We start from the raw sequence: 25,101 nt of genomic DNA, 5'->3' as shown, positions 1-25,101 counted from the left end.
GAGGTGATTTATGTTTCTTAGCGTCATTACTGTCGCTTTTCGTAATTACGAAGGGGTGGTAAAAACCTGGCGCTCGCTGCGCAACCTGGCGCGCGATCCAAGCCTCACCTTTGAGTGGATTGTGGTCGATGGCGGCTCGAACGATGGTACGGCGGAGTTTCTGGAAAAACTCAACGGTGAGTTCAACTTACGTTTCATCAGCGAGAAAGATAAAGGCATCTACGATGCGATGAATAAAGGCATCGACATGGCGCAGGGCCGTTATGCCATCTTCCTGAATTCCGGTGACGTATTTCATGAGGATGTGGCGTTATTTGCCCGTCAGCTGGCGCGCCAGAAAGAGGATGCGATGTACATTGGCGACGCGCTGCTCGATTTTGGCGATGGCCATAAAGTTTGCCGCAGTGCGAAACCCGGCTGGTATATCTACCACAGTTTGCCAGCCAGCCATCAGGCCATTTTCTTCCCGGTAAAAGGTCTGAAAAAACAGCCTTACGATCTGCAGTATAAAGTTTCTTCAGATTATGCGCTGACTGCCAGCCTGTATAAATCAGGTTACCCGTTCCGTCGAATTAAAGGGCTGGTATCTGAATTTTCAATGGGCGGCGTGTCAACGTCTAATAATCTGGAACTGTGCCAGGATGCCAGAAATGTGCAGCGTAAAATATTAGGCGTGCCGGGGTTCTGGGCGGAATTATCTTATTTATTACGTCTGCGTACCACGGGTAAAACGAAAACCTTATATAACAAAGCCTGAATATAAGGAAACGTAATGCAGGATCTTAAAGGTTTCTCCGTGCCGAAAGGCTTTCGGGGCGGGAGTGGTATTAAAGTGCAGTTGTGGTGGGCCGTACAGGCCACCTTATTTGCCTGGTCACCGCAAATACTGTACCGCTGGCGAGCTTTTTTATTGCGACTGTTTGGCGCAAAAATCGGAAAAAACGTAGTCATTCGCCCGTCGGTAAAAATTACCTACCCGTGGAAATTAACGCTTGGGGATTATGCGTGGGTAGGGGATGACGCGGTGTTATATACCCTTGGCGATATTACGATTGGTGCTAATTCGGTGGTTTCACAGAAGTGTTATTTGTGCACCGGCAGTCACGATTTTATGAGTCAGCATTTTGATATTACCGCCACTCCGATTGTGATTGGCGAAAAATGCTGGCTGGCGACAGATGTTTTTGTTGCACCTGGTGTTTCTGTTGGCGATGGCACGGTAGTCGGTGCCCGCAGCAGCGTTTTTAAATCGCTACCGGCAAATAAAATTTGCCGTGGCAACCCCGCAGTGGTGATACGCGAACGCGTTGAAACTGATTAAATTCATAAGTAGAGGAATATAAACATGTCTAAAGTCGCTCTCATCACCGGCGTTACCGGACAGGATGGTTCTTACCTGGCAGAACTGCTGCTGGAAAAAGGTTATGAAGTACACGGTATTAAGCGTCGTGCTTCTTCATTCAACACCGAACGTGTGGATCACATTTATCAGGATCCTCATGCGGCGAACCCGAAATTCCATCTGCACTACGGCGACCTGACCGATACTTCCAACCTGACCCGTATTCTGCAGGAAGTGCAGCCGGATGAAGTGTACAACCTGGGCGCGATGAGCCACGTTGCGGTCTCCTTCGAATCTCCGGAATACACCGCTGACGTTGACGCAATGGGTACGCTGCGTCTGCTGGAAGCGATTCGCTTCCTCGGCCTTGAGAAGAAAACCCGTTTCTACCAGGCATCCACCTCTGAGCTGTACGGTCTGGTGCAGGAAATTCCTCAGAAAGAGACTACCCCGTTCTACCCACGTTCTCCGTACGCCGTGGCGAAATTGTACGCGTACTGGATCACCGTGAACTACCGTGAATCCTACGGCATGTATGCCTGTAACGGCATTCTGTTCAACCACGAATCCCCACGTCGTGGTGAAACTTTCGTTACCCGTAAAATCACCCGCGCTATCGCTAACATCGCACAGGGTCTGGAATCTTGCCTGCACCTCGGCAACATGGATTCCCTGCGTGACTGGGGCCATGCCAAAGACTACGTAAAAATGCAGTGGATGATGCTGCAGCAGGAAAAACCAGAAGACTTCGTTATCGCAACCGGCGTGCAGTACTCCGTACGTCAGTTCGTTGAGATGGCTGCCGCTCAGCTGGGTATCAAACTGCGCTTCGAAGGTACCGGCGTGGAAGAGAAAGGCATCGTGGTTTCCGTAACGGGCCATGACGCACCGGGCGTGAAACCTGGCGACGTGATTGTACAGGTTGACCCACGTTACTTCCGTCCTGCTGAAGTGGAAACCCTGCTGGGCGACCCAACCAAAGCACACGAAACACTGGGCTGGAAACCAGAAACGACTCTGCAGGAGATGGTTTCCGAGATGGTTGCCAAAGATCTTGAAGCAGCGAAAAAACACTCCCTGCTCAAGTCTCATGGCTACGAGGTTGCCATCGCGCTGGAGTCCTGAGAATGACAAAACAACGTATTTTTGTCGCGGGTCATCGCGGAATGGTGGGTTCCGCGATTGTTCGCCAGCTTGAACAGCGCGGTGATGTTGATGTGATTGTCCGTACCCGTGACGAGCTGAACCTGCTCGACAGCAAAGCGGTACAGGACTTCTTCGCCAGTGAACGTATTGACCAGGTGTATCTGGCGGCGGCGAAAGTGGGCGGCATTGTTGCCAACAACACGTATCCGGCGGATTTCATCTACGAGAACATGATGATTGAGAGCAACATCATTCACGCAGCGCATCTGCACAACGTGAATAAGCTGTTGTTCCTCGGCTCATCCTGTATCTACCCGAAAATGGCGAAGCAGCCGATCGCTGAGAGCGAACTGCTGCAGGGCACGCTGGAAGCAACCAACGAGCCGTATGCGATTGCCAAGATTGCCGGGATCAAGCTGTGCGAATCCTACAACCGTCAGTATAACCGCGACTATCGTTCGGTGATGCCGACCAACCTGTACGGACCGCATGACAACTTCCACCCGAGCAATTCGCACGTGATCCCGGCGCTGCTGCGTCGTTTCCACGAAGCAACGGCCGAAAATGCACCGGATGTGGTGGTGTGGGGCAGCGGGACGCCAATGCGTGAATTCCTGCATGTGGATGACATGGCGGCTGCCAGCATCCACGTAATGGAGCTGGATCGTGAGGTGTGGCAGGAAAACACCGAACCGATGCTGTCGCACATTAACGTCGGTACTGGCGTGGATTGCACCATTCGTGAGCTGGCGCAAACCATCGCGCAGGTGGTGGGTTACAAAGGCCGCGTGGTCTTTGACGCCACCAAACCGGACGGCACGCCGCGCAAACTGCTGGACGTGACCCGTCTGCATCAGCTGGGCTGGTATCACGAGGTATCACTGGAGCAGGGGCTGGCAAGCACCTACCAGTGGTTCCTTGAAAACCAGCACCGCTTCCGGGGGTAATGATGTTTTTAAGTCAGGAAGATTTTGCCACGGTAGTGCGTTCCACTCCGCTCATCTCAATTGATTTGGTGGTGGAAAACGAACGCGGCGAGTTCTTGCTGGGAAAACGAACCAACCGTCCTGCACAGGGCTTTTGGTTCGTGCCCGGCGGGCGCGTGCAGAAGGATGAGACGCTGGAAAATGCTTTTGAGCGTCTCACTCTGGCGGAACTGGGCCTGCAACTGCCGATGGCGGCAGGCCAGTTTTACGGGGTCTGGCAGCACTTCTATGACGATAACTTTTCGGGCACCGGTTTCACCACGCACTATGTGGTGCTCGGTTTTCGCCTGAAGGTGAGTGAGGCAGACCTGCGTCTGCCTGATTCTCAGCATGACGACTACCGCTGGCAGACGCCAGAGGCGTTGCTGGCCAGTGACAATGTGCATGACAACAGTCGTGCCTATTTCCTGGCCGATCGTCAGTCCGGAGTGCCGGGCTTATGAAAATTCTGGTGTACGGAATCAACTATTCGCCGGAGTTAACCGGCATCGGTAAATACACCGGCGAAATGGTCGAGTGGATGGCGAGCCAGGGACATGACGTGCGGGTCATTACCGCGCCGCCATACTACCCGGAATGGAAAGTAGGTGAGCGCTATTCAGGCTGGCGCTACCGTCGCGAAGAGGGTGCCGCGACCGTCTGGCGTTGCCCGCTGTACGTGCCGAAACAGCCTTCAACGCTGAAGCGGTTACTTCATCTGGGCAGCTTTGCCCTGAGCAGTTTCTTCCCGCTGATGGCGCAACGTCGCTGGAAGCCGGATCGCATTATCGGTGTAGTGCCAACGCTGTTCTGCACCCCAGGCATGCGCCTGCTGGGCAAACTCTCCGGCGCGCGCACGCTGCTTCACATTCAGGATTATGAAGTGGACGCCATGCTCGGCCTGGGAATGGCCGGCAAAGGTAAGAGCGGGAAGGTGGCGAAACTCGCCAGCGCCTTCGAGCGCAGCGGCCTGCATAACGTGGATTATGTCTCGACCATCTCGCGCTCAATGATGAACAAAGCGCAGGAGAAGGGCGTACCGGCGGAAAAAGTGATCTTTTTCCCCAACTGGTCTGAAGTGGCGCGTTTTCGCGACGTGACAGACAGTGATGCTCAGGCGCTACGCGCTCAGCTCGGTCTGCCTGACGACCAAAAAATCATTCTTTACTCAGGCAACATCGGCGAGAAGCAGGGGCTTGAGAGCGTCATCGACGCCGCACAGCAACTGAGCCATCAACCCTGGATGTTTGTCATCGTCGGGCAGGGCGGCGGAAAAGCGCGACTGGAAAAAATGGCCAACGAACGCGGCCTGACGAACGTGAAATTTTTCCCGCTTCAGTCTTACGAGGCACTGCCTGCGTTGCTGAAGATGGGCGACTGCCATCTGGTAGTACAAAAGCGCGGTGCGGCAGACGCGGTGCTACCGTCCAAGCTGACCAACATTCTGGCAGTGGGCGGTAACGCGGTGATCACGGCGGAAGCCGAAACAGAATTAGGCCAGCTGTGCGACAGCTATCCGGGGATCGCCGTTTGCGTGGAACCGGAATCGGTCCCGGCGCTGGTCACTGGCATTGAACGGGCACTTGCCATGCCAAAAACGAACACGGTGGCACGTGAATATGCCGAACGCACGCTCGAGAAAGAGAACGTGCTGAGCCAATTTATTGCAGATATACGGGGATAAATCATGAGTCAAACCACTTTGTATCCGGTTGTGATGGCAGGTGGCTCTGGTAGCCGGTTGTGGCCGCTGTCCCGCGTGCTCTATCCAAAACAGTTCCTCTGCCTGAAAGGGGAGCTCACCATGCTGCAGACGACGGTTAACCGCCTGCAGGGTGTGGAGTGTGAAAGCCCGGTGGTGATTTGTAACGAACAACACCGCTTTATTGTCGCCGAGCAGCTGCGCCAGCTGAACAAACTCACAGAAAATATCATTCTGGAGCCTGCCGGACGTAACACCGCCCCCGCGATTGCGCTGGCAGCGCTGGCGGCCAAACGCAGCAGCCCGGATTGCGATCCGCTGATGCTGGTTCTGGCGGCAGACCATGTTATTCAACAGGAAGAGTCGTTCCGCGAGGCGGTACGCGCGGCTATTCCTTACGCCGAAAACGGCAAACTGGTGACTTTCGGCATCGTGCCGGACCTGCCGGAAACCGGCTACGGGTATATTCGTCGTGGCAATGTGACCCCGGGCGAAGGCGACAGCGTAGCGTTTGACGTGGCGCAGTTTGTCGAAAAACCGAATCTGGAAACCGCGCAGGCGTATGTGGCCAGCGGTGAATATTACTGGAACAGCGGGATGTTCCTGTTCCGCGCTGGCCGCTACCTGGAAGAGCTGCGCAAATATCGCCCGGATATTCTGGACGCCTGCGAGAAAGCGATGGCGGTAGTGGATCCGGATCTCGATTTTATCCGCGTTGACGAAGCGTCTTTCCTCGCCTGCCCGGAAGAGTCAATTGACTATGCGGTAATGGAACGCACGGCCGATGCCGTTGTGGTACCGATGGATGCGGGCTGGAGTGATGTTGGCTCCTGGTCCTCCCTGTGGGAGATCAGCGCCCATACCCCGGAGGGTAACGTCCATCACGGTGATGTTATCAGCCACAAAACGGAAAACAGCTATGTCTACGCCGAGTCCGGTCTGGTGACCACAGTTGGCGTGAAGGATCTGGTGGTCGTACAGACGAAAGACGCCGTGCTGATTGCTGACCGTAATGCCGTGCAGGACGTTAAAAAAGTGGTGGAGAAGATCAAGGCCGATGGTCGCCATGAACACCATATCCACCGCGAAGTGTATCGTCCGTGGGGCAAATATGACTCCATCGATGCCGGTGAACGTTACCAGGTGAAACGCATCACCGTGAAACCGGGGGAGGGGCTGTCGGTACAGATGCACCACCACCGTGCCGAGCACTGGGTCGTGGTGGCGGGTACCGCCAAAGTCACGATTGATGGCGAAGTGAAACTGCTGGGCGAAAACGAGTCAGTCTATATTCCGCTGGGAGCCACGCACTGTCTGGAAAACCCGGGGAAAATTCCTCTCGACTTAATTGAAGTGCGCTCCGGTTCGTACCTGGAAGAAGACGATATTGTCCGTTTCCAGGACCGTTACGGGCGGGTATAGCGCCGTCTCTAAAGCCGGATAGCGTTTCGCGCATCCGGCCTGCGAATGAATAAAAACAAATTTGCCTGTTAATCGGGCGGGCCAACTGTTGCCTGAAAAAGGGGTCATCATGGAAAAATTAACCTGTTTTAAAGCCTACGATATTCGCGGCAAGCTGGGCGAAGAGCTGAATGAAGATATCGCGTGGCGCATTGGCCGCGCATACGGCGAATATCTTAAGCCACAAACGATTGTCCTGGGCGGCGATGTGCGCCTGACCAGTGAGTCCCTGAAGCTGGCGCTGGCAAAAGGGCTGCAGGATGCGGGAGTGGACGTGCTGGATATCGGCTTGTCCGGCACCGAAGAGATTTACTTTGCCACCTTCCACCTCGGCGTGGACGGCGGTATCGAAGTGACGGCCAGCCATAACCCGATGGACTACAACGGTATGAAGCTGGTGCGCAAGGGCGCGCGTCCTATCAGCGGCGATACCGGTCTGCGTGACGTGCAGCGTCTCGCCGAAGCTAACGATTTCCCGCCGGTGAATGAAGCGAAACGCGGCAGCTATAAGCAGATCGACCTGCGTAAAGCGTACATCGACCACCTGCTGGGCTACATCAACGTTGCAAACCTGAAACCGCTGAAGCTGGTGATCAACTCCGGTAACGGCGCGGCCGGCCCGGTGGTGGATGCGCTCGAAGCCCGCTTTAAGGCCCTGAACGTGCCGGTAACCTTCGTTAAGGTCCATAACACCCCGGACGGCAACTTCCCGAACGGTATCCCGAACCCGCTGCTGCCGGAGTGCCGCGACGACACCCGTAACGCGGTCATCGAACACGGTGCCGATATGGGTATCGCCTTTGACGGCGATTTCGACCGCTGTTTCCTGTTCGACGAAAAAGGCCAGTTCATCGAAGGCTACTACATTGTCGGCCTGCTGGCGGAAGCGTTCCTTGAGAAAAACCCGGGCGCGAAGATCATTCACGATCCGCGTCTGTCCTGGAACACCGTGGATGTGGTGAACGCCGCGGGCGGCCAGCCGGTAATGTCCAAAACCGGTCATGCCTTCATCAAAGAGCGTATGCGCGAAGAAGACGCCATTTATGGCGGCGAGATGAGCGCCCACCACTATTTCCGTGATTTTGCCTACTGCGACAGCGGGATGATCCCGTGGCTGCTGGTGACCGAGCTGCTGTGTCTGAAAGGGCAGACCCTTGGCGAGCTGGTACGCGACCGCATGGCGGCCTTCCCGGCAAGTGGCGAAATCAACAGCAAACTGGCGCAGCCGGCCGAGGCCATTGCCCGCGTGGAGCAGCATTTTGCCCTCCATGCGCTGGAAATTGACCGTACCGACGGCATCAGCATGGCGTTCCCGCAGTGGCGTTTTAACCTGCGCTCTTCAAATACCGAGCCGGTGGTGCGCCTGAACGTGGAATCCCGCGCGGATACCGCGCTGATGGAAGCGCGAACGAAGGACATTCTGGCGCTGTTGAATCAGTAAATAGCTTTCCCCCTCACCCTGATGTGGGGTGAGGGGGCAGGTGTTGAACTAAAGGAACAACGATGACGAATCTAAAAAAACGCGAACGAGCGAGAACGAATGCATCGTTAATCTCCATGGTGCAGCGTTTTTCTGATATCACCATCATGGTCGGCGGATTATGGGTGGTGAGTTGGGTAAGCGGGCAATCCTTCTTCTACATGCATCTGCTCATGGCGCTGATTGCGCTGGTTGTGTTCCAGATGATCGGGGGGATGACCGACTTCTACCGTTCGTGGCGTGGTGTGAAAATGACCACCGAACTGATGCTGTTGCTGCAGAACTGGACATTAAGCCTGATCTTCAGTGCAGGTCTGGTGGCATTCAGCCATGATTTTGATAATCGCCTGGTGACGTATCTGTGCTGGTACCTGATTACCAGCGTCGGCATGGTGGTATGCCGCACCCTGATCCGTTTTGGCGCCGGCTGGCTGCGTAACCGCGGTTATAACCGTCGCTTTGTCGCCGTGGCGGGGGATTTGCCGGTAGGGAAGGTGCTTCTCGATAGCTTCCGCAAAGAGCCATGGTTAGGTTTTGAAGTGGTCGGGATTTATCACGACGCGAAGCCTGGCGGCGTGCCTTCAGACTGGGCGGGTAATTACGAACAGCTTATTGAGGACGCGAAAGCCGGCAAAATTCATAACGTCTACATCGCGATGCAGATGAAAGATGAATCCCGCATTAAGAAACTGATGCGTGAACTGGCCGATACCACCTGTTCGGTGATCCTGATCCCGGACGTCTTTACCTTTAACATCCTCCACTCCCGTATTGAAGAAGTGAACGGCGTGCCGGTCGTGCCGCTGTATGACACCCCGCTGTCGGGTATCAATCGTGTGCTCAAGCGCCTGGAAGATATCGTGCTCTCTTCACTGATCTTACTGCTGATCTCGCCGGTGCTGTGCTGCATTGCCCTGGCGGTGAAGCTGAGCTCCCCGGGCCCGGTTATCTTCCGTCAGACCCGCTACGGCATGGACGGTAAGCCTATCATGGTGTGGAAATTCCGCTCAATGAAGGTGATGGAGAACGACAAGGTCGTGACCCAGGCGACGCAGAACGATCCACGTGTGACGCGGGTGGGGAACTTCCTGCGCCGTACCTCGCTGGATGAGCTGCCACAGTTTATCAACGTCTTTACCGGTGGCATGTCGATTGTCGGACCCCGTCCCCATGCCGTGGCTCACAACGAACAGTACCGCTCGCTGATTGAAGGCTACATGTTGCGCCATAAAGTGAAGCCAGGCATTACCGGCTGGGCGCAGATCAACGGCTGGCGCGGCGAGACCGACACGCTGGAAAAAATGGAAAAACGCATCGAATTCGACCTGGAGTACATTCGTGAATGGAGCCTCTGGTTCGATATCAAGATCGTCTTTCTGACCATCTTCAAAGGTTTCGTGAACAAAGCGGCGTACTAAGATGAGCTTACGTGAAAAAACCATCAGCGGCGCCAAATGGTCAGCGATGGCGACCATTGTCATCATTGGCCTCGGCCTGGTGCAGATGACGGTGCTGGCGCGCATTATCGATAACCACCAGTTCGGTCTGCTGACTGTCTCGCTGGTGATTATCGCGCTGGCCGATACGTTGTCTGACTTCGGCATTGCTAACTCGATTATCCAGCGCAAAGAGATCAGCCATCTGGAACTGACCACGCTCTACTGGCTGAACGTTGGGCTGGGGGTGTTCGTTTTCGTGCTGGTGTTCCTGTTGAGCGATACCATCGCCAGCGTGCTGCACAACCCCGATCTGGCACCGCTGATGCGTACGCTCTCGTTTGCTTTTGTGGTGATCCCGCACGGGCAACAGTTCCGCGCGCTGATGCAGAAAGAGCTGGAATTCAACAAGATTGGGATGATCGAGACCAGCGCTGTTTTCGCAGGGTTTACCTTTACCGTGGTCAGCGCCCATTTCTGGCCGCTGGCCATGACCGCTATCCTCGGGTATCTGGTTAACTCTGCCGTGCGTACGCTGCTGTTCGGCTACTTTGGCCGCAAGATTTACCGTCCTGGGCTGCATTTCTCTCTCGCTTCGGTGTCATCCAACCTGCGTTTTGGCGCGTGGCTCACCGCCGACAGCATCATCAACTATGTCAACACCAACCTCTCCACGCTGGTGCTGGCACGCATCCTCGGCGCGAGCGTCGCGGGCGGGTACAACCTGGCGTACAACGTTGCGGTAGTACCACCAATGAAGCTCAACCCGATTATCACCCGCGTACTGTTCCCGGCGTTCGCCAAAATTCAGGATGACACCGAGAAGCTGCGCGTCAATTTTTACAAGCTGCTCTCTGTGGTGGGCATTATCAATTTCCCGGTTTTGCTGGGGCTGATGGTGGTCTCGAGCAACTTCGTGCCGCTGGTGTTTGGCGAGAAGTGGAACAGCATTATCCCGATCCTGCAGCTGCTGTGCGTGGTGGGGCTGCTGCGATCCGTTGGCAACCCGATTGGCTCACTGCTGATGGCTAAAGCGCGGGTTGATATTAGCTTCAAATTCAACGTGTTTAAAACGTTCCTGTTTATTCCGGCGATTATCGTCGGTGGACATATGGCCGGCGCCATTGGGGTCACGCTTGGTTTTCTGCTGGTGCAGATCATCAACACCATTCTGAGCTACTTCGTGATGATCAAGCCGGTGCTGGGCTCCAGCTACCGGCAGTACATTCTTAGCCTGTGGCTGCCGTTTTATCTGTCACTGCCTACCCTTGCAGTGAGCTATGGACTGGGCATCGTGCTCACTGGCCATCTGCCGCTCGCGGCCATGCTGGCAATACAGGTCGCAGCAGGTGCACTGGCGTTTGGCGTGATGATTGTGCTGTCACGTAATGCGCTGGTGGTGGAGATGAAGCGCCAGTTTTGCCGTAACGAAAAAATGAAAACGCTGCTTCGCGCAGGCTAGTTATTTAAGAGGCCATTATGAAATTACTTATTCTTGGCAACCATACCTGCGGCAACCGTGGCGACAGCGCCATTCTGCGCGGTTTATTGGATGCGATTAACACCCTTAAGCCTGAGACTGAAGTGGACGTGATGAGCCGTTATCCGGTCAGCTCTTCCTGGTTATTGAACCGCCCGGTAATGGGCGACCCGCTCTACAGCCAGATGAAGCAGCACAACAACGCCGCCGGCGTGATGGGACGCGTGAAGAAAGTTCTGCGCCGTCGCTATCAGCACCAGGTGTTGCTGTCCCGTGTAACTGATACCGGCAAGCTGCGTAACATCGCCATTGCTCAGGGCTTCACGGATTTCGTTCGACTGCTGTCGGGCTACGACGCCATTATTCAGGTCGGCGGATCGTTCTTCGTCGATCTTTACGGTGTGCCGCAGTTTGAGCACGCACTCTGCACATTCATGGCGAAAAAACCGCTGTTTATGATTGGTCACAGCGTCGGGCCGTTCCAGGATCCGCAGTTTAACCAGCTGGCAAACTATGTCTTCGGCCACTGCGATGCCCTGATCCTGCGTGAGTCGGTAAGCCTCGATATGATGAAACGCAGCGAGATTGACACTTCGAAAGTGGAACACGGGGTGGACACCGCCTGGCTGGTGGATCATCAGGACGACAGTTTCCAGGCGAGCTACGCAGTGCAGCACTGGCTGGACGTGGCGGCGAAACAGAAAACGGTCGCCATCACCCTGCGCGAACTCGCACCGTTTGATAAACGTTTAGGCACCACCCAGGCGGCGTATGAGAAAGCGTTTGCTGACGTGGTTAACCGCGTGCTGGACAGCGGATACCAGGTGCTGGCGCTTTCAACCTGTACCGGCATCGACAGCTATAACAAAGATGACCGCATGGTGGCGTTGAACCTGCGCAACCTGGTAAACGATCCGTCCCGTTATCACGTAGTAATGGATGAACTGAACGACCTCGAGATGGGCAAATTGCTCTCAGCCTGTGACCTCACCGTAGGCACGCGTCTGCACTCGGCGATCATTTCGATGAACTTTGGCACGCCGGCCATTGCGATTAACTACGAGCACAAGTCAGCCGGTATTATGCAGCAGCTTGGCATGCCTGAAATGGCCGTTGATATTCGTCATCTACTGGATGGTTCGCTTGGCGCGATGGTGGGCGATACCCTGGGGCAATTGCCTGCCATCAATGAACGCCTGGCCGTCGCGGTGAAAGCCGAGCGCGAGAAGGGTATTGGGATGGTGAAATCGGTGCTCGACCGCGTCCGGGAGGGGAAATGAAGGTTGGTTTCTTCTTACTGAAATTTCCGCTGTCGTCTGAAACCTTTGTGCTGAACCAAATCACCGCGTTTATCGATATGGGATACGACGTGGAGATCATCGCCCTGCAAAAGGGCGATACACAAAATACCCATGCGGCGTATACGCAGTATGGACTGGAGGCGAAAACCCGCTGGCTGCAGGACGAGCCCTCAGGAAGAGTAAATAAGCTGCGCCACCGGGCCAGCCAGACCTTACGCGGGATCCATCGTGCGTCGACCTGGCGCGCGCTGAATGTTTCCCGCTATGGCGCGGAATCTCGCAACCTGATCCTGTCCGCCATTTGTGGTCAAACGGCGCAGCCGTACCGCGCCGATGTGTTTATTGCTCACTTTGGCCCGGCGGGCGTGACCGCCGCCAAACTGCGTGAGCTGGGGGTGATTGACGGTAAGATTGCGACCATCTTCCACGGTATCGACATCTCCAGCCGCGAAGTATTGAACCACTACACGCCGGAGTATCAGCAGCTTTTCCGCCGTGGCGACATGATGCTGCCCATCAGTGACCTGTGGGCCGGGCGTCTGAAAAACATGGGCTGTCCGCAGGAAAAAATCACCGTTTCGCGTATGGGCGTGGATTTAGAGCGCTTTACCCGCCGCCCGGTCAAGGTGCCGGGAAAACCGCTGCAGATTATCTCTGTGGCGCGTCTGACGGAGAAAAAAGGTCTGCACGTGGCCATCGAAGCCTGCCGCCAGCTGCGAGCGCGCGGCGTGGATTTCCGCTATCGCATTCTCGGTATTGGCCCGTGGGAGCGTCGTCTTCGCACGCTTATCGAACAGTATCAGCTGGAAGATTACGTGGAGATGCCAGGCTTTAAGCCAAGCCACGAGGTGAAGGCCATGCTGGATGAGGCGGACGTATTCCTGCTGCCTTCCGTCACCGGCGCCGATGGCGACATGGAGGGGATCCCGGTTGCGTTAATGGAGGCGATGGCCGTTGGTATTCCGGTGGTGTCGACCCTGCACAGCGGGATCCCGGAGTTAATCAAGTCTGATTACTCCGGCTGGCTGGTACCGGAGAATAATGCGATGGCCCTTGCGGATCGTTTAGCCGAATTTAGCGGCATCGACCAGCAGGCGCTGGAGCCCGTTATCCACAACGCCCGACAAAAAGTTGAAGCAGATTTTAACCAGCAGGTGATTAATCGCCAGTTAGCGAGCCTGCTGCAAACGTTGTAACGCCGAGGTTGTATGCTGAAAAAGATTACCCGACGCACCTTTGTCTCTTCTTTATCCGTCCTGGCGGCTACGCCGCTGCTGTCGTCCCGCATTGCGCGGGCGGCAACCGGAAAGACGGTCTCTGTTAACCAGTACAACAACAACGACTGGATCGCCGCCTTTAAGCAGGCATTTAACGAAGGCGACACCGTTGTTGTCCCTGCCGGGCTCACCTGTAAAAACATCAATACGGGCATTTTCATTCCTGACGGTAAAACGCTGTTGATCCGCGGTGCGTTAACGGGCAATGGTCGCGGACGCTTCGTGCTGCAGGAAGGCAGTAAAGTAATTGGTGAAGGTGACGGTCGCACGGAGAACATTACGCTGGACATTCGCGGTTCAGACTGTGTGATTAAAGGGCTGGCAATGAGCGGCTTTGGACCGGTGACGCAGATCTACATTGGCGGCAAAAAGCCGCGCGTCATGCGCAACCTGCTGATTGATAACATCAGCGTAAGCCAGGCGAACTATGCCATCCTGCGTCAGGGATTCCATAATCAGATAGATGGCGCGCGCATCACCAACAGTAAATTCAGCCATCTCCAGGGCGACGCGATTGAGTGGAACGTCGCCATTAATGACCGTAACATCCTGATCTCCGATCATGTGATTGACAACATTAACTGTACGAACGGCAAGATCAACTGGGGCATCGGCATTGGTCTCGCCGGCAGCACCTACGACAACGATTATCCGGAAAAGCAAACCGTGAAGAACTTCGTGGTGGCAAATATCACCGGCAGCAACTGTCGTCAGTTAGTCCACGTCGAAAACGGTAAGCACTTTATTATTCGCAATATTAAGGCCAAGAATATCACTCCTGACTTCAGCAAGAAGGCGGGAATAGACAACGCCACGGTGGCCATTTATGGCTGTGATAATTTCATTATTGATAATGTCGATATGGTCAATAGTGCCGGCATGCTGATCGGCTACGGTGTAATAAAGGGCGACTATCTCTCGATACCTCAGAACTTTAAGCTGAACGACATTCGCCTGGATAATCGCCAGCTTGCGTACAAACTGCGCGGAATACAAATTTCCTCCGGCAACGCCACCTCCTTTGTGGCCATCACCAACGTTGAGATGCAGCGGGCTACGCTTGAGTTGCACAACAAACCGCAGCACCTCTTCCTGCGTAATATCAACGTAATGCAGGAAGCCGCCGTCGGCCCGGCGCTGAAGATGAATTTCGACCTGCGTAAGGATGTCCGAGGCAAGTTTATGGCTAAAGATGAGACCTTACTGTCGCTGGCGAACATCAAGGCTGTGAATGAGAAAGGGCAGAGCTCCGTGGATATTGACCGCGTGGACCAGCAGGTGGTGAATACGGAGCGGCTGAATTTTGCGCTCCCGCACAGATAATCGACAATTGCTTTTTTTTGCGACTATTCCTGGCACAGAAACGCGATCTATTCAGATTACAACTACTGTTTTTTGTGATGTGGTCCCCTAACATCATATAAGAATCACGGCAAATCATGCTGGCGAAAACAGGTTAAAGAGCTATAATTCGTCAACCATTTTAAGGTGGAAGAAATAATGATTAATTTGAAAGCAGTCATTCCGGTAGCAGGCCTGGGCATGCATATGTTGCCAGCCACAAAAGCCATTCCTAAAGAGATGCTGCCGATTGTCGACAAACCGATGATTCAATACATTGTCGATGAAATTGTTGCTGCAGGGATCAAAGAAATCGTCCTGGTTACGCACTCCTCCAAGAATGCGGTAGAAAACCACTTCGACACCTCTTACGAACTCGAAGCGTTGCTTGAGCAGCGCGTAAAACGCCAGCTGCTGGCTGAAGTGCAGTCTATCTGCCCTCCTGGCGTAACCATCATGAACGTGCGTCAGGCACAGCCGCTGGGTCTGGGCCACTCCATTCTTTGCGCACGCCCGGTCGTGGGTGACAACCCGTTCATCGTTGTTCTGCCGGATATCATTATCGACAGCGCATCTGCCGATCCGCTGCGTTACAACCTGGCGGCAATGGTGGCGCGCTTCAACGAAACGGGCCGCAGCCAGGTGCTTGCTAAGCGCATGAAAGGCGATCTCTCCGAGTACTCTGTTATCCAGACTAAAGAACCGCTGGAGACGGAAGGGCAGGTGAGCCGTATCGTTGAGTTTATCGAGAAACCGGATCAGCCGCAGACGCTGGATTCTGACCTGATGGCCGTTGGCCGTTATGTTCTCAACGCGGATATCTGGGCCGAGCTGGAAAAAACCGAGCCGGGTGCCTGGGACCGTATCCAGTTGACCGATGCGATTGCTGAACTGGCTAAGAAGCAGTCTGTTGATGCGATGCTGATGACCGGTGACAGCTACGACTGCGGTAAGAAACTGGGCTATATGCAGGCATTTGTGAAGTATGGCCTGCGTAACCTGAAGGAAGGTCAGAAGTTCAGAAGCCGGATTGAGAAGTTGCTGGCTAACGACTGATCCCTCTCTGTCTTTTGAATAAGCGGCAGTTATCATTTGGCTATGTAAAACATAACCAAAATGGTGACTGCCGTTTTTTGTTATTAATTATAATGATAACATGGGGTTATCTGATTCAAATGTGGACTGATTTGTAACGATTTGTGCTTGTTTCTAAGACCATTTAGGATGACAATTAACGCCAGTTTTTTGTCTGTTATCAGACTCCCAAATCCTTTATTCAACATTCGCTCAGTGCACTGGTAGCTGTTAAGCCAGGGGCGGTAGCGTGCAAAATTTCTGAATCCACAGTTATATGGCTGGTTTCAGGGCATCAATATCTCGACATATTCAATAGACGGAACAGATAACGTGAAAATTCTTGTGACGGGTGGAGCAGGTTTTATCGGCTCAGCGGTGGTACGACATATTATCAAAAATACCCAGGATGACGTCGTCAATGTGGATAAGCTCACCTATGCTGGTAACCTTGAGTCGCTTACTGACGTTTGCGATAGCGGTCGATATGTCTTTGAGCGTGCGGACATTTGTGACAAAGCTGCTATGGACCGTATCTTCGCTGAGCATAAACCGGATGCCGTAATGCACTTGGCGGCAGAAAGCCACGTTGATCGCTCCATCACAGGTCCGGCTGCATTTATTGAAACCAATATCGTTGGCACTTATGTCTTGCTCGAGGCGGCTCGCGCGTATTGGTCAACACTGGATGATACCGCGAAGAAAGCGTTCCGTTTCCATCATATATCTACGGACGAAGTGTACGGTGATTTACCGCACCCTGACGAGCATCCAGCCTCAATCGATTTGCCGATGTTCACTGAAACCACCGCCTATGCGCCAAGTAGCCCTTATTCTGCCTCAAAAGCTTCCAGCGACCATCTGGTTCGCGCATGGCTGCGCACTTACGGTTTCCCAACAATCGTGACCAACTGCTCAAATAATTATGGCCCGTATCACTTTCCTGAGAAGCTGATCCCGCTGGTGATTTTGAATGCTCTGGACGGTAAAGCGCTGCCTATTTACGGTAAAGGCGACCAGATCCGTGACTGGCTGTATGTTGAAGATCATGCGCGTGCGCTGTACACCGTCGTAACCCAGGGTAAAACGGGTGAGACATACAACATCGGCGGGCATAACGAAAAGCAAAATCTGGACGTGGTCCACACCATTTGCGATCTGCTGGATGAAATCGTGCCGAAAGAAGGTTCCTATCGCGATCAGATTACTTACGTCGCTGACCGCCCCGGGCATGACCGCCGCTACGCGATTGATGCGCATAAAATTGGCGTTGAGCTGGGATGGAAGCCTGAAGAGACCTTCGAAAGCGGTATCCGTAAGACCGTGGAATGGTATCTGAGCAACAAGGACTGGGTTAACAACGTTAAAAGCGGTGCTTACAAGACCTGGATCGAACAGAATTACGGAGAACGTCAATAATGAACATTCTTCTGTTCGGCAAGACAGGACAAGTGGGCTGGGAGCTACAGCGCGCACTCGCACCGTTAGGGAACGTGATTGCACTTGACGTGCATTCCAAAGAATACTGCGGGGATTTTAGCAATCCGGAAGGCATCGCTGAAACCGTCCGCACCATCAGACCTGACGTCATCGTCAACGCAGCGGCGCATACCGCAGTCGATAAAGCTGAATCAGAGCAGGAATTCGCTCAGTTGCTCAACGCAACCAGCGTCGAGGCAATTGCGAAAGAAGCGGCTAAAATCGGTGCCTGGGTTGTTCACTATTCTACTGATTACGTCTTTCCAGGCGATGGCAAAACGCCATGGCGCGAAACGGATGCGACCGCACCTCTTAATGTGTATGGACAGACCAAGCTCGACGGTGAAAAAGCGCTCCAGGCACATTGCGCTAAATACCTGATTTTCCGCACAAGTTGGGTTTACGCCGGCAAAGGCAATAACTTTGCAAAAACAATGCTTCGCCTGGCGAAAGCGCGTAAAGAACTCTCCGTAATCAATGATCAGGTTGGTGCGCCAACAGGCGCTGAGTTACTGGCTGACTGTACCGCGCATGCTATCCGTGTGGCCATGGTAAAACCTGAAGTGGCTGGCCTCTATCATCTCGTTGCATCAGACACGACCACCTGGTATGACTATGCCGCGTTAGTCTTCGATGAAGCCAGAAAGGCGGGGATTGAACTGGAAATTGAAAAGCTCAATGCCGTTCCTACCACCGCGTATCCTACGCCTGCGCGTCGTCCTCAGAATTCGCGTTTAAATACAGAGAAATTCCAGCGCAACTTTGGCCTGGTTTTACCGGCATGGGATGTTGGCGTTAAGCGAATGCTCGCCGAGCTTTTTTCCGCTGAATCAATCTAACATTAAATAATTGCCCGGCTTCGGGCAATTTGCATTTATAGAGAAATTACAATGGCTACGCGTAAAGGTATTATTCTTGCTGGTGGATCCGGCACTCGTCTCTACCCAGTTACTATGGCAGTGAGCAAGCAATTGCTGCCAATTTATGACAAACCAATGATTTACTATCCGCTGTCAACACTGATGCTGGCGGGGATCAAAGATATTCTCATCATCAGTACTCCGCAGGATACTCCGCGCTTTGAACAACTTCTGGGCGACGGCAGCCAGTGGGGATTAAACCTTCAGTATAAAGTTCAGCCAAGCCCTGATGGACTTGCACAGGCCTTTATTATTGGCGAAGAGTTCATTGGTGACGATAGCTGCGCGCTGGTGCTGGGCGATAACATTTTCTATGGCCATGATCTGCCGAAGCAGCTTGAAGCTGCGTTGAATAAAGATGATGGTGCAACTGTATTTGCCTATCACGTTAACGACCCTGAACGCTATGGCGTTGTGGAGTTTGATAAAAACGGTACGGCAATCAGCCTGGAAGAAAAGCCGCTGGAGCCTAAGAGTAACTATGCCGTTACGGGCCTTTACTTCTACGATAACGACGTTGTAGAAATGGCTAAAAACCTGAAACCTTCTGCGCGCGGTGAGCTTGAAATTACGGATATCAACCGTATTTATCTTGAGCAGGGACGTCTGTCAGTTGCCATGATGGGACGTGGTTATGCCTGGCTGGATACCGGTACGCACCAGAGCCTGATTGAAGCAAGTAACTTCATCGCAACAATTGAAGAGCGTCAGGGGCTGAAGGTCTCCTGTCCGGAAGAGATTGCGTATCGCAAAGGGTTTATTGATGCGGAGCAGGTAAAGAAGCTGGCTGAGCCGTTGAAGAAAAATGCATATGGCCAATACCTGCTGAAGATGATTAAAGGTTACTAAGACATGAACGTAATTAAAACTGATATACCAGATGTATTAATTTTTGAACCAAAAGTATTTGGTGACGATCGTGGTTTTTTCTTTGAAAGTTTCAGTCAGAAAGTTTTTGAAGAGGCGGTAGGACGTAAAGTTGAGTTTGTGCAGGATAATCATTCAAAATCCTGCAAAGGAGTTCTGCGTGGTTTGCATTATCAACTGGAACCCTATGCACAGGGCAAACTGGTGCGCTGTGTTGCAGGGGAAGTATTTGATGTCGCGGTTGATATTCGTAAGAGTTCATCTACATTTGGTAAATGGGTTGGAGTAAGCCTTTCAGCAGACAATAAACGCCAGTTGTGGATACCAGAAGGCTTTGCACATGGCTTTCTGGTTATAAGTGAAACAGCCGAATTCGTTTATAAGACTACAAATTACTATCATCCAGAAAGCGACAGAGGTCTCATTTGGAATGATCCCGAGCTAAAAATATCCTGGCCATTAGAAGATGAACCGCAGCTTTCAGCGAAAGATCTAAATCAACCAAAATTCAACACTCTCTGAGTTGAACTAAGCCCTACTTGTAAAATAGATAGGGCTTGGTATATACCCATATAACTATATGCATAAATTTATTAGAGATGTCCCTGTAAAATCTATTTTACACCTTTTTTTAGTAAGAGGAAGTATTTACCTCTTTCCCTTTATTACACTTCCGGTTATAACAAGAAGTCTGGGTGTTACACAGTTCGGTATCTTATCTATATTCCTTGCAGCCCAACAATATCTTGTTATGCTTGTTGAATATGGGTTTACATTAACCGGCGCTAGAGATATATCAAGATCGTTAGAAAAAAAAGAAGATAACATTATTCTTTGTGAAATTCTGGTTTGCAGGCTTTTAATATTCATTTTCTGTTCGGTACTTGTGGTTGCGACTTATTTTATATTAATAGATTATGGATTCGCTGGCTGCTATATAATTCTACTATTTACTGTATTAAGCTCAGTTTGTAATCAGACACATTTCTTTATTGGGAAAGAAAAGACTGGTTTTATAGTTATATCTACTTCTATCACACGCGTTGTTTCAATATTAATAGTTGTTCTCTTTGTAAGAAATAAGGATGATATATATATTGCAATGCTTGCCTATTCTATAAATGTGGCATTGCCAAATATAATATCGACTTTTTACCTGCATTATTATCTTAAATATCAAACCGTTAGTAAAGTATTAGTTAGAAACATACTATTAAGATTTCGAAGCGGATTTGATATTTTTATATCCAATGTGTTTACCAATATATATAGTTCTTTAACATTAATATATCTTGGCTCGGTGAAAGGTCCTACTGAAACAGGTTATTATTCCAGCGCTGATAAGTTAAAATCCGCTGCTCAAGGGATCTTATCTCCAATAGCACAAGCATTTTTCCCAAGGATTTCAAAAAAAGAAGGGAAGGAATTTTATGATCTATGGAGGAAATCAACATTTATTCTTGTAAGTTTTTCGGTTGTGATTGTTATAGGGCTAATGTTATTTAGCAAAGTAGTGTATGCAATTTTCTTGGGTAAACAGTTTATTGCGGGACTGCCTATATATTATATTTTATCCTTTAGTATTATATCAATATCTTTTGGAATTGCGTATGCCCAAAATTTGTATTTAACGCAAGGGAAAACCAAACTTCTTAGAACTATATATTTCGTTGTTTCCATTCTTCATTTATTACATATGCCATTGCTTGTTCACTTTTATGGGGCCATTGGTGCGGCTCTTTCTGTCTTAATAACCGAATCATTAGCCTCACTATTTATGTTTTGTTTCAGGAAAAAATGTTTCTCAGGGAGTCAAAATTGAATATTTATGCATTGATAGTAACATTTAATCCCGATCTAGACTCTTTTGGGAATAATATAGCTGCGATCGCCAAACAAGTTGAAAAAGTTATTGTTGTTGATAATAGTAATGATGCGAATTGCCAGCTCGATTTGAAAAGTTTCCTTGAAGGAGTAAACGATGTAATTCTCATTCAGCCTAATGAAAATTTAGGCATAGCATATGCGCAAAATATCGGATTTGTATATGCTATGAAAAATAAAGCTGATTACATCATCACTTTTGATCAGGACTCATCAGTTGAGGATGGTTTAATTGATGCGTTATATAGTGAATATCAGAGAATCAAAGAACAAAGTTACATAAAAATTGCATGTATTGGTCCATCTGTTATTAATGAAAGGGATAATACAAGATATGAAAAATACTTCCGGAATAGTATTGCAATAACTGACACAGTATTTAGTGTTAAATCAATCATATCATCTGGTACCTTGTATAATATTGATGTGTTCGCCGCAATTGGCTTTAATAAAGCCGAATGGTTTATTGACTCGATTGATATCGAGTGGTGTTATAGAGCCAGATATCTTGGATATCATGTTTTGATGACAACAACCGTCGCAATGCGTCATAACTTAGGTGCCAAGGATTTGAAGCTTCCGATTGGGAAATCGATCAATATAGGATCGCCTTTCAGACTCTATTATGTATATCGCAACTGGATCTTCTCTTTACGTGAGCCACATTTCGAAATAAGTTACAAAATTAAATTATTAATTATGATGCCGCTGAAATTCTTTATTTTCTCGAATGTATCCCCCCGCAAGACTAGGATGGGGTTTATGCTTCGTGGAATAAAAGATGGCATCATGAAAAAACATTCTTTCTTGAAATAAGTTGCTCAAATGAAAATATCTATTACGGCGAATACAAGTTGGTATATTTATAACTTCCGCCGCAACACTATTCGTACACTTATTAGCGCTGGCCATGAGGTAATTGCTGTATCTCCTGATTCAGATTATAAAGATAAATTGGAATCGCTGGGTTGTAAGTATTTTCAAATTAAAATGCAAAGATGGGGGAAAAATCCATTTGTTGATTTGCTAACATTTTATGATTTCTATAAAATTTTCAAAAAAGAAGGGGTTAATCTCACCCTCAACTTTACTCCCAAAAATAATATATATGCAACTTTTGCTGCATCCCTTTTAAATATTAAAGTTATTAATAATATTGCAGGGTTAGGGGTTATCTTTATTCAAAAGAATATATTCTCGAAACTTGTTGCATTTCTATATAAAACTAGTCAAAAAAAAGCTGACTTTATATTTTTTCAAAACGATGAAGATAAAAAATTGTTTCTTGATCTCCATATTGTTACTGAAAAACAATGTGACCGTTTACCTGGATCCGGTGTAGATTTATCTCGTTTTGAATATACACCATTTGAAGCAAAAAAAAATATCCGGTTCTTGCTCGTAGCACGTTTAATTGCTGAGAAAGGGATACGTCTCTATGCTGATGCTGCCAAAGAATTGAGAGAAAAATATCCGCATACTGAATTTTGTCTTCTTGGTCCATTGGATGAGAGCAGCGCATCAGCCATCAAGTCGCAAGAATTAGATGAATGGCAGAAAAGGGGTATTGTTAATTATCTTGGATTTACTGACTACGTTGAAGATGAATTAAAAAAAGCGGATTGTATTGTTCTGCCTTCTTACTATAGAGAAGGTGTACCTAAATCTCTATTGGAAGCTGCAGCGATTGGTCGTCCTATTATCACCACAAATAATATTGGTTGCCGTGAAGTAGTTGACGATGGTATCAACGGCTATTTATGCGAACCTCGATCGGTAAGCAGTCTTGTTGAATGCCTTGAAAAATTTTTACAGTCTTCTGGTTCCGATAAAGAAAAAATGAGTCGAAATAGTCGCGATAAAGTTCAACGAGATTTCGATGAAAGAGTGGTAATCAGTAAATATATTAATGTTATTGAATATATCTCGAGATCTGATTAATTGCTTTGCCGTTTATCTTCAAATGGTAAACTTTTACTATCCTTGGGCTATAACAATATCAATTCCAGTTATTAGGGGTTTGCATTGAAATTCCGTAAAGATATTAATGGGTTGAGGGCATTTGCAGTCCTTGCAGTTATGATTTATCACTTTAAACCTGAGTGGGTTCCTGGTGGATTTGCTGGTGTTGATGTTTTTTTTGTTATATCCGGTTATCTGATGACAGGAATAATTTCCACTGCTATTGAGTCAAAATGCTTTAATTTAATTGGTTTTTATGTTGCCAGAGTAAATCGTATCATTCCGGCATTAACTCTCGTATGTCTTGCATTACTTATTGTCGGATGGTTTGTATTAGTACCTGTTGATTATCGTACACTTGGAAAACATGTCACGAGTAGTCTATTCTTTATATCTAATATCATTTACTGGTTAGAATCAGGTTATTTTGATCTAAATTCTCACGAGAAATTCTTGCTTCACACTTGGTCTCTATCAGTTGAATGGCAATTTTATCTTATTTATCCATTCCTTTTTATTGGCTTACACAAACTGTTCAATCTCAATACTATAAAGAAAATCATTGTGGGGTTGACAGTCGTTTTTTTTCTGTTGAATGTATATATGACGCAACACTGGCCGGATGCTGCATATTTTTTATTACCATCTCGAGTTTGGGAAATGTTACTAGGGGGCATCGCGTTTCTTTATCCTTTAAAGTTAGACAGCCAATATAAAAATTATATAGAGAAAACAGGTCTGGCTTTAGTAATAATTTCATTCTTTGTCATTAACAGTCATACTGCTTGGCCTGGTTACTTCGCGTTGTTACCTGTACTCGGTGCATTTTTCATAATTTGGGGGGATCAGGGTAACAGTATTGCAACAGGTAATCCATTATCCCAATTTTTGGGGAAAATCTCTTACTCCGTGTATCTCTGGCATTGGCCATTAGTAGCTTTTAGCTATTATTACGACATCACTAATGCTTGGATTGTCGGTATTCCATTGTCTATTATATTTGGGTATATTAGTTATCGTTATGTTGAGTTAATTAAATGGAATAAAATTATCCAATGGAAATTGATATTTAAGGTCAAGCCATTAATTTTGGCTATAATTGTTGTTGCTTGCGCATCGTTCACTTATGCAAAAAATGGTGTGCTTAGTCGTTATTCTGAGGACCGGATCGTACTCATGAATAACCTTTCGCAATACATAACTATGCCTCTACGAGAAAACGGCTATTGTTTTTATTCATTTAATGATTCCCAGTCGCTCAAAGTTGATCGTCGCGCTGGAACTCAATGTTATCTTGGTGATGCTAATAAAAAAGCTGAGACTCTCATCTTTGGCGATTCATTTGCTGGTCAATTTGATCCATTGTGGAAAAATTTTGCACAAAAATATAATATAAATCTGCAGTCAGTTTCTACAAACTGGTGTTTCCCATCATTCAATGATGATTATACAGGTAGTAAAGCCCATGCTGCATTTAAGCAATGCTTAGAAAATAGAAGGTTTCTTAAAGACGCAATTCAAAACAAAAAATATAAATATCTTATATTAGCATCCGATTGGAATGCCATTTATCAACAAGGTTATATCAATGACGTGAAGTCGGTTATAGATTTTGCATTGACAAATAATATCAAGATTATAATGATTTCTGCGCCAGTTTTATATCGAAAAAACCCACTAAATAAATTTCAGAGATATATACTTGACGGTGGAGATTTGAATATAAATGATTTGAAATTGCCGGAGCATGGAAATAACTATGTTCGGCAATATTTAATTGATGATCCAAATATCTTTTATATTAATCAAGATGATATGTTCAATTCAAATGGATTGTTTGTAAAAGATGGTTATTTAGTTCCTTATAGCCTCGATGGTATGCATATTTCACTTGTAGGCGCTACTGAAGCATATAAGCATTTTAGTCAGAGTAAAGATTACTCACTACTTGTAAAATATATGCATTTAACTAAGGATTGATGGA

The 25,101-nt window shown here is 49.2% G+C and carries 22 protein-coding genes; all 22 read left to right on the top strand.

Annotated elements, in window-relative coordinates; translation table 11 throughout:
• Positions 1–10 precede the first annotated feature (10 nt).
• The 22 genes from wcaE (at position 11) to QLG09_RS00125 (ending at position 25,097) form a co-directional block, all read left to right on the top strand.
• Positions 11–757, top strand: coding sequence for a colanic acid biosynthesis glycosyltransferase WcaE (gene wcaE, locus QLG09_RS00230; RefSeq protein ID WP_014170821.1), 747 nt, complete (start codon positions 11–13; stop codon positions 755–757).
• Between the two features lie 15 nt (positions 758–772).
• A complete protein-coding gene (gene wcaF, locus QLG09_RS00225) occupies positions 773–1,321 on the top strand; it encodes a colanic acid biosynthesis acetyltransferase WcaF (RefSeq protein ID WP_020883264.1) in 549 nt (182 codons plus the stop codon).
• A gap of 24 nt (positions 1,322–1,345) precedes the next feature.
• Positions 1,346–2,467, top strand: coding sequence for a GDP-mannose 4,6-dehydratase (gene gmd, locus QLG09_RS00220; protein ID WP_014170819.1), 1,122 nt, complete (start codon positions 1,346–1,348; stop codon positions 2,465–2,467).
• 2 nt (positions 2,468–2,469) lie between these two features.
• Positions 2,470–3,435 carry a GDP-L-fucose synthase gene (locus QLG09_RS00215; RefSeq protein ID WP_014170818.1) on the top strand — a complete coding sequence of 322 codons (966 nt, stop codon included), beginning with the start codon at positions 2,470–2,472 and terminating at the stop codon, positions 3,433–3,435.
• Between the two features lie 2 nt (positions 3,436–3,437).
• Complete coding sequence (locus QLG09_RS00210; RefSeq protein WP_072126435.1) at positions 3,438–3,917, top strand: GDP-mannose mannosyl hydrolase; 480 nt, start codon at positions 3,438–3,440, stop codon at positions 3,915–3,917.
• Entirely contained in the window at positions 3,914–5,137 is a 1,224-nt protein-coding gene (gene wcaI / locus QLG09_RS00205; protein WP_014170816.1) for a colanic acid biosynthesis fucosyltransferase WcaI, read from the top strand. Before QLG09_RS00210 ends, wcaI begins: the two co-directional genes overlap by 4 nt.
• Positions 5,138–5,140: 3 nt before the next feature.
• The gene (cpsB, locus tag QLG09_RS00200) at positions 5,141–6,577 is read left to right on the top strand and encodes a mannose-1-phosphate guanyltransferase (RefSeq protein WP_282488662.1); all 1,437 of its coding nucleotides are present in this window, start codon (positions 5,141–5,143) and stop codon (positions 6,575–6,577) included.
• Positions 6,578–6,686: 109 nt separating this feature from the next.
• Positions 6,687–8,057, top strand: coding sequence for a colanic acid biosynthesis phosphomannomutase CpsG (gene cpsG / locus QLG09_RS00195; protein WP_032680630.1), 1,371 nt, complete (start codon positions 6,687–6,689; stop codon positions 8,055–8,057).
• 62 nt (positions 8,058–8,119) lie between these two features.
• Positions 8,120–9,514, top strand: coding sequence for an undecaprenyl-phosphate glucose phosphotransferase (gene wcaJ, locus QLG09_RS00190; protein ID WP_014170813.1), 1,395 nt, complete (start codon positions 8,120–8,122; stop codon positions 9,512–9,514).
• A gap of 1 nt (position 9,515) precedes the next feature.
• The gene (gene wzxC / locus QLG09_RS00185; RefSeq protein WP_282488661.1) at positions 9,516–10,994 is read left to right on the top strand and encodes a colanic acid undecaprenyl disphosphate flippase WzxC; all 1,479 of its coding nucleotides are present in this window, start codon (positions 9,516–9,518) and stop codon (positions 10,992–10,994) included.
• A 17-nt stretch (positions 10,995–11,011) separates the two neighbouring features.
• Positions 11,012–12,292, top strand: a complete 1,281-nt coding sequence (gene wcaK, locus QLG09_RS00180; RefSeq protein WP_024908095.1) for a colanic acid biosynthesis pyruvyl transferase WcaK — start codon at positions 11,012–11,014, stop codon at positions 12,290–12,292.
• On the top strand, positions 12,289–13,509 hold the full coding sequence (gene wcaL / locus QLG09_RS00175; protein WP_014170810.1) for a colanic acid biosynthesis glycosyltransferase WcaL: 1,221 nt from the start codon (positions 12,289–12,291) through the stop codon (positions 13,507–13,509). The genes wcaK and wcaL overlap by 4 nt, the downstream gene beginning before the upstream one ends.
• A 12-nt stretch (positions 13,510–13,521) precedes the next feature.
• The gene (gene wcaM / locus QLG09_RS00170) at positions 13,522–14,913 is read left to right on the top strand and encodes a colanic acid biosynthesis protein WcaM (RefSeq protein ID WP_025203690.1); all 1,392 of its coding nucleotides are present in this window, start codon (positions 13,522–13,524) and stop codon (positions 14,911–14,913) included.
• Positions 14,914–15,090: 177 nt separating this feature from the next.
• A complete protein-coding gene (galF, locus tag QLG09_RS00165) occupies positions 15,091–15,987 on the top strand; it encodes a GalU regulator GalF (RefSeq protein ID WP_040017950.1) in 897 nt (298 codons plus the stop codon).
• A 351-nt stretch (positions 15,988–16,338) separates the two neighbouring features.
• A complete protein-coding gene (rfbB, locus tag QLG09_RS00160; protein ID WP_073396117.1) occupies positions 16,339–17,424 on the top strand; it encodes a dTDP-glucose 4,6-dehydratase in 1,086 nt (361 codons plus the stop codon).
• Complete coding sequence (rfbD, locus tag QLG09_RS00155; RefSeq protein WP_282488660.1) at positions 17,424–18,323, top strand: dTDP-4-dehydrorhamnose reductase; 900 nt, start codon at positions 17,424–17,426, stop codon at positions 18,321–18,323. Before rfbB ends, rfbD begins: the two co-directional genes overlap by 1 nt.
• A 51-nt stretch (positions 18,324–18,374) precedes the next feature.
• Positions 18,375–19,253 (top strand): glucose-1-phosphate thymidylyltransferase RfbA, encoded by an 879-nt coding sequence (gene rfbA, locus QLG09_RS00150; protein ID WP_014170805.1) that lies wholly within the window; start codon positions 18,375–18,377, stop codon positions 19,251–19,253.
• Positions 19,254–19,256: 3 nt separating this feature from the next.
• Positions 19,257–19,793, top strand: a complete 537-nt coding sequence (rfbC, locus tag QLG09_RS00145; protein ID WP_073396114.1) for a dTDP-4-dehydrorhamnose 3,5-epimerase — start codon at positions 19,257–19,259, stop codon at positions 19,791–19,793.
• A 58-nt stretch (positions 19,794–19,851) separates the two neighbouring features.
• Complete coding sequence (locus QLG09_RS00140) at positions 19,852–21,093, top strand: oligosaccharide flippase family protein (protein WP_073396113.1); 1,242 nt, start codon at positions 19,852–19,854, stop codon at positions 21,091–21,093.
• Positions 21,090–21,971 (top strand): glycosyltransferase family 2 protein, encoded by an 882-nt coding sequence (locus QLG09_RS00135; RefSeq protein WP_158521557.1) that lies wholly within the window; start codon positions 21,090–21,092, stop codon positions 21,969–21,971. Before QLG09_RS00140 ends, QLG09_RS00135 begins: the two co-directional genes overlap by 4 nt.
• 9 nt (positions 21,972–21,980) lie before the next feature.
• Positions 21,981–23,096, top strand: a complete 1,116-nt coding sequence (locus tag QLG09_RS00130; RefSeq protein ID WP_073396110.1) for a glycosyltransferase family 4 protein — start codon at positions 21,981–21,983, stop codon at positions 23,094–23,096.
• 84 nt (positions 23,097–23,180) lie between these two features.
• Positions 23,181–25,097 (top strand): acyltransferase family protein, encoded by a 1,917-nt coding sequence (locus tag QLG09_RS00125; protein ID WP_073396108.1) that lies wholly within the window; start codon positions 23,181–23,183, stop codon positions 25,095–25,097.
• Positions 25,098–25,101 lie beyond the last annotated feature (4 nt).

The organism is Enterobacter sp. V89_11 (genome assembly GCF_029967775.1).
Lineage (GTDB): Bacteria > Pseudomonadota > Gammaproteobacteria > Enterobacterales > Enterobacteriaceae > Enterobacter > Enterobacter ludwigii.
The sequence above is the reverse complement of the archived record's forward strand: the minus strand, read 5'-3'. Positions and strand labels throughout refer to the sequence as shown.

Coding starts and splice junctions, on each gene's coding strand:
- wcaE (WP_014170821.1), top strand. CDS start 11: ATGTTTCTTAGCGTCATTACTGTCGCTTTTCGTAATTACGAAGGGGTG.
- wcaF (WP_020883264.1), top strand. CDS start 773: ATGCAGGATCTTAAAGGTTTCTCCGTGCCGAAAGGCTTTCGGGGCGGG.
- gmd (WP_014170819.1), top strand. CDS start 1,346: ATGTCTAAAGTCGCTCTCATCACCGGCGTTACCGGACAGGATGGTTCT.
- QLG09_RS00215 (WP_014170818.1), top strand. CDS start 2,470: ATGACAAAACAACGTATTTTTGTCGCGGGTCATCGCGGAATGGTGGGT.
- QLG09_RS00210 (WP_072126435.1), top strand. CDS start 3,438: ATGTTTTTAAGTCAGGAAGATTTTGCCACGGTAGTGCGTTCCACTCCG.
- wcaI (WP_014170816.1), top strand. CDS start 3,914: ATGAAAATTCTGGTGTACGGAATCAACTATTCGCCGGAGTTAACCGGC.
- cpsB (WP_282488662.1), top strand. CDS start 5,141: ATGAGTCAAACCACTTTGTATCCGGTTGTGATGGCAGGTGGCTCTGGT.
- cpsG (WP_032680630.1), top strand. CDS start 6,687: ATGGAAAAATTAACCTGTTTTAAAGCCTACGATATTCGCGGCAAGCTG.
- wcaJ (WP_014170813.1), top strand. CDS start 8,120: ATGACGAATCTAAAAAAACGCGAACGAGCGAGAACGAATGCATCGTTA.
- wzxC (WP_282488661.1), top strand. CDS start 9,516: ATGAGCTTACGTGAAAAAACCATCAGCGGCGCCAAATGGTCAGCGATG.
- wcaK (WP_024908095.1), top strand. CDS start 11,012: ATGAAATTACTTATTCTTGGCAACCATACCTGCGGCAACCGTGGCGAC.
- wcaL (WP_014170810.1), top strand. CDS start 12,289: ATGAAGGTTGGTTTCTTCTTACTGAAATTTCCGCTGTCGTCTGAAACC.
- wcaM (WP_025203690.1), top strand. CDS start 13,522: ATGCTGAAAAAGATTACCCGACGCACCTTTGTCTCTTCTTTATCCGTC.
- galF (WP_040017950.1), top strand. CDS start 15,091: ATGATTAATTTGAAAGCAGTCATTCCGGTAGCAGGCCTGGGCATGCAT.
- rfbD (WP_282488660.1), top strand. CDS start 17,424: ATGAACATTCTTCTGTTCGGCAAGACAGGACAAGTGGGCTGGGAGCTA.
- rfbA (WP_014170805.1), top strand. CDS start 18,375: ATGGCTACGCGTAAAGGTATTATTCTTGCTGGTGGATCCGGCACTCGT.
- rfbC (WP_073396114.1), top strand. CDS start 19,257: ATGAACGTAATTAAAACTGATATACCAGATGTATTAATTTTTGAACCA.
- QLG09_RS00140 (WP_073396113.1), top strand. CDS start 19,852: ATGCATAAATTTATTAGAGATGTCCCTGTAAAATCTATTTTACACCTT.
- QLG09_RS00130 (WP_073396110.1), top strand. CDS start 21,981: ATGAAAATATCTATTACGGCGAATACAAGTTGGTATATTTATAACTTC.